Origin of the sequence: Desulfosarcina sp. (genome assembly GCF_041551955.1) — a bacterium.
Classification (GTDB): domain Bacteria; phylum Desulfobacterota; class Desulfobacteria; order Desulfobacterales; family Desulfosarcinaceae; genus Desulfosarcina.
This window is the reverse complement of record NZ_JBFELV010000383.1, coordinates 1-5,041: the sequence shown is the minus strand read 5'-3', so window position 1 is coordinate 5,041 and position 5,041 is coordinate 1. Positions and strand designations below refer to the sequence as shown.

General features: G+C 53.0%; 4 protein-coding genes. All 4 read left to right on the top strand.

What is annotated here, in order from left to right; translation table 11 throughout:
* Window positions 1–401, top strand: a 401-nt coding sequence (locus ABYV26_RS20670) for a hypothetical protein (RefSeq protein WP_372683251.1), incomplete at its 5' end; no start/stop codon positions are given.
* A 35-nt stretch (window positions 402–436) separates the two neighbouring features.
* Window positions 437–1,279 carry a hypothetical protein gene (locus ABYV26_RS20665; protein WP_372683250.1) on the top strand — a complete coding sequence of 281 codons (843 nt, stop codon included), beginning with the start codon at window positions 437–439 and terminating at the stop codon, window positions 1,277–1,279.
* Window positions 1,280–1,320: 41 nt separating this feature from the next.
* Complete coding sequence (locus ABYV26_RS20660; RefSeq protein WP_372683249.1) at window positions 1,321–2,856, top strand: phospholipase D family protein; 1,536 nt, start codon at window positions 1,321–1,323, stop codon at window positions 2,854–2,856.
* A 190-nt stretch (window positions 2,857–3,046) separates the two neighbouring features.
* Window positions 3,047–5,041 (top strand): mechanosensitive ion channel family protein (locus tag ABYV26_RS20655; RefSeq protein ID WP_372683248.1); only part of this gene is annotated, 1,995 nt, incomplete at its 3' end.

Sequence of the window (5,041 nt, the reverse complement as noted above, 5' to 3'; positions counted from 1 at the left end):
CCATGATTGAAACGTCCATCGGGCTCCCCGTAGAGAATGCCATTGGCACCCAGGTGATGACCACGTGGATCGAGCACGCCAACGGATCTGAATTTCGGCGCGAACACGCCTTTGTCGAGCCGGTCAACGACGAGAAAGGCAAACCGGTCAATATTCTGCGCATGGTCGGCAAACGCCCCATCATCGCGGTGGGCAACTCGGAGGGGGATCGGGACATGCTGGGGTATTCGGACGACAAAAACCCCGCGACCCCCGACCTGCAAATGATCGTCAATCATGACGACCCTGAGCGGGAATACGAATATGCCGTCGAAAAGGTCGATCAGCTGGCGTCGGAAAACGGCTGGCAGGTGATCAGCATGAAAAACGACTGGCAACGCGTTTTTGATTTTTCAAAATGAATCAGCACACTAAATTTGAAAATGAGGGATTAGCCATGAGACGACCAGGTTACCTCTTATTTGCCCTGCTTCTTTTTGGGGCTGCCTTGTTACCCAATACCACCCACGCAGGAGACTGGATCAATCCCGGCGAGGAAACGTTCACTATTTCCGGTGGGGTGTTCCTGCCCAGTTTTGATACGAGCGCCCAAGTGGACACCTCCCTTGGGATCGGCACCGAAGTCAACTTGCAGGATGACCTGGGTCTATCCAGCGATGAAACGACGTTCTGGGGAGACGCAAGCTGGCGCTTTGCCAGAAAGCATCGTCTTTCGTTGGCCTACTTTGACTTCACGCGAGATGCCGGTGCCGTCGCTAACAGGGAGCTGACTATTGGAGATGAAACGTATCCCGTGGGAGCCAGTTTGTCGACTGAATTCAAATTTCAAATCGTCCCCATTGCCTATTCCTATTCGTTCATGAACGAGGATAAATACGAGTTCGGGGCTTCTCTGGGTGTGCACTGGTACACCATGGAGTTTAGTGTATTGGGGTCGGCTTCGTTGAACAACCAGGATGCCGATTTTTCCGTATCGGCCGATGCCGATGCGCCCATGCCATTGTTGGGGCTCTTTTTTGATTATTATTTCACCCCCAGGTGGTCCGCTGGTTTTCACGGGCAGGTTTTTGCCCTGGATTTGGATGACGACACTTTTTCCTTCTCCGGCAGCGTGACGAACCTGAGGCTCAGCACGGAGTATTGGGTGTTCAACAACCTGGGACTGGGGTTGGCGGTAAACTGGTTCAAGCTGGACGTAGATCTGGATGACAGCGATTGGAAGGGGTCGGTGGACTACGAGTACTGGGGGCCCCAGATTTATGCAACCATTCGGTTTTAGTCCTTCACCCGGCAAACTGTCGGTTTACGAAAGGTCTTGAGATGACTGCTTCCAAGTTAGGCAATGTGTTGGCCATATTCAGTTTTATTGGGATGTTGACCGGTTGTGCAACGGTATCCTTGGAACAACCAAAATCCTACAGCACAGCAATCATCGATGCGGATGATACGGTGTTGGGCCAATACGCTGCTAACAAAACCGCTCAACATGTCAATCAATCCGGTTTCTATCCGCTGATTCAAGGCATGGACGCTTTGGGTACCCGACTCCGGTTGGCCGAAAAAGCGGAAAAAAGCATCGATCTGCAGTATTTTTTAATGAAAAACGACACTGCCGGGGCGGTGATGGCCAACGCGCTGCTCAACGCGGCGGATCGGGGTGTTCGAATCCGTTTTTTACTGGATGACGTCTTTACTACCGTTCCTGATGACAGTTTTCTATTGATCAATAAACACCCCAATATCGAGATCCGGATATTCAACCCCGTCTCCCGAAGCGGCATCTATGCGTTTAATTTTGTCGGCCAGTTCAATCGGGCGAACAGGCGCATGCACAATAAATCGTTTACCGTGGACCATTCGATCAGCGTCGTTGGCGGACGAAATATTGCCGATGAATACTTTCAGCTCAAAGAGAACGCGGTGTTTGTCGACCTCGATGTGTTGGCGGTGGGCCCCATCGCGGCAGCAATATCTGAATCCTTCGACCAATACTGGAACCACGCACTTGCCGTACCCATCGAACAATTCATCGAGGATGAAAAAAGTGAGGACCTGGGAGACATTCGAGCAGACATCGCCGAAGAACTAGACGGGATCTATGACACCGTATATGGAAAAGCGCTAAGTAGCCAGCTGCTCCAGGATCTCCTCGCAAATCGACAGCCGCTGTATTTTGGACCGGCAAGAGTGCTGTCCGACGATCCCGACAAACTGATAAACGTGATTGACGATGCGCACATGAAACTCGCCCAAGACCTGGGTCAGATATTGGAAGCCGCTGAAAAAGAAATAGTATTTATTTCACCTTACTATGTTCCCGGTGAGAGCGGTGTGCAGTTTGTCCGTGATCTTGTGGCCAAAGGGGTGCGGGTTGTGATCCTGACCAATTCATTGGCTTCGACCAATCATGTGCCGGTGCATTCTGCTTATGCGCGCTACCGCCGGGATGTCATCAGAGCTGGTGTCGAACTGTATGAAATGCGTGCCAACGCGGCCCGTGAACTGAGCGGTAATGAAGATGATCCGGATGCGCTTACCCTGCATACCAAGGCCATTATAATTGATCACAGGTACATGTTCATCGGGTCTCTGAATCTTGATCCGCGATCGATTGAAATCAACGCTGAGATGGGCTTGCTCATTGACTCTGCGTCCATGGCCAGAAACTACACAACCAACGGTGATGAACGAATAGCGACGCTTGCCTATCGGGTACTCGAAAACGACGCGGGTAAGCTTGAATGGCACGCCCGGATCGACAACCAAGATGTAATCGAGACCAAGGAACCGTTGACAAGATGGTGGCGCCGTTTCAAGGCCTGGTTCATGAAAATCGCTCCTGAAAGCCAGATGTAGAAGGTCTTATCACCCTTAATCAGAGAACAAAATTATCATATACCGTAACCCACTCATATCCGTGTTTATACTTTTTCAGGCATGCCTTGTCTGTCTATGGCCGGCGAACGCGCACGCAGAGGACATTCAATCCACCGCGCCAGCCGCGGTAAAAGAAAAGGCTGCAGCTCCCTCGCTGACGGTGGCCGGAATGATCCTGAGGGCCGCCGAATTGAAAGTACAGCTGACCGACCTGGAGAATCGCGTTGCCGCATTTCCGGACGCCGATGCGGCCGCCGGTGCGTTTGTCGCCATCAAAGAGAACCTGTCGGAACTCGAAACGCGACTAAAATTGCTCGATCCGGATCGACTGTACCTGAACTTTGATTATGTCACCAGTTGGCAATTCAGCCTCAATGCCCAGAAGGAGGCCTTCGAGGAAATTCTTGAACCGATAACCTCGGCCTTACACAACCTTGAGCAGGCGCAGCAATTCTGGGACGACGAACAGCGCCGTTGGCTTGAATTGCAGACAGCACTGCCGCCCCGGATAATCACTGACAGTGTAGAGGCTGCCATTGATGCGGCCAGCCAGGCCATCGATAACGCTCGACAAATCATCACTGAAAACGTCAACCGGCTGTTGACGGCGCAACTCGATGCCATCACCATCCAAAGCCGCATCCACACCCTCAACGCCATCGATGACAAGTTTATTGACCAGGCACCCCTTAAGTATCTTCGCCAATCGATCCCGTCCCTCTTTTCATTCGCCTATTACGCACCGTTCAATCGACAGCTGTTGGTGGAATTGCGTCAAGGCATTCGCAGGGTTTCCTGGCCGGACGACGCCTTTCTTGCTCAAGGAAAATGGGTGGTCATGGCCCAGCTTCTGATCATGTCGGTCATCACGGGAGTGATCCGGCGCAACCGTAACTACCTGAAAACCCATGCAGGTCAGGGTATCCTCGCACGCCGGCCCGTCGCCGCGGGCTCCTTTATCGGCTTTTTCATTCTCATCGGGGCGTTCAATGCGACCCCACCGCTCTGGGGGTTGATTCTTGCGGTCATCATCGCCGTTTCGGGGGCGGCATTGCTGGGGGGTATCGCGGAGCGTCAATGGGAAGCGCGGTTGTTCTATGGGCTGGCGATATTCGTTTGTATCACCGCATTGTTCCGGCTCATCACGCTACCGATGCCCCTGTTTCGGATTTTCGTATCCGTTGCCGCCCTGATCGCTGCAATCTTCTGGTTTTGGCCGACGATCGTCAGCACCCGGTCGTCACAGGCGGTTCCAAACGAATGGGCGCTGCGCCTCGGCGGGCTCATTTTTTTGGCGATTTTTCTCAGCGAGGCACTCGGCTATAGTTTCCTGGCGTTGTATGTGTTCGAATCGTCTGCGGTGTCCCTGTACATTATCCTTTTTGGCTATGTCCTGCTGGTATCGGTCAAGCCGTTTCTGAATATTTTTTTCCGCAGCCGGCCCATTCAGCGGATCGAGTTTTTACGGAAGAACCGTGAGTCCATCGTCAACCGCCTGGCACCGGTGTTCAACATCAGCATTATTATTCTTCTTATCAGCTACTTTCTGAGTGCCTGGCGGGTTTACGGTCGGCTGACCGACGCCATGCATGCGATACTCTCTTTCGGCTTCACCGTCAAAGGGTATACGATCACCATGGGGCTGGTTCTGGTGGCGCTGGCCTGTATATACGGGGCGACCTTGCTGTCGCTTACGCTGCAGGCCATCCTTATGGAACGGGTGTTTCCCAGGCACGAGATGAAGCTGGGGGTCCAGGTTTCGATCACCCGTATCCTGCATTATTTCATCATCCTGGTGGGTTTGATCATGGCGCTGGTGGCCCTTGGTCTAAACCTGACCAATATCACCATCATCGGCGGTGCCCTGGGCATCGGCATCGGTTTTGGGTTGCAGAGCATCGTCAACAACTTTGTCTCCGGCCTGATCCTGCTGTTCGAGCAATCCGTGAAGGTGGGCGACTACGTCACCATCGACGGCCAATGGGCGCAAATTGTATCCTTGGGCCCCCGGGCCACGATAGTCCAGACCTTTGACCAATCGGAAATCATCGTCCCCAACAGTGATCTGATAGCCAACCCGGTAACCAACTGGACCCTGTCGGACCGGCACATGCGTATCGTCATCCCTGTGGGCGTTGCATACGGATCTGATGTTGAGGTTGTG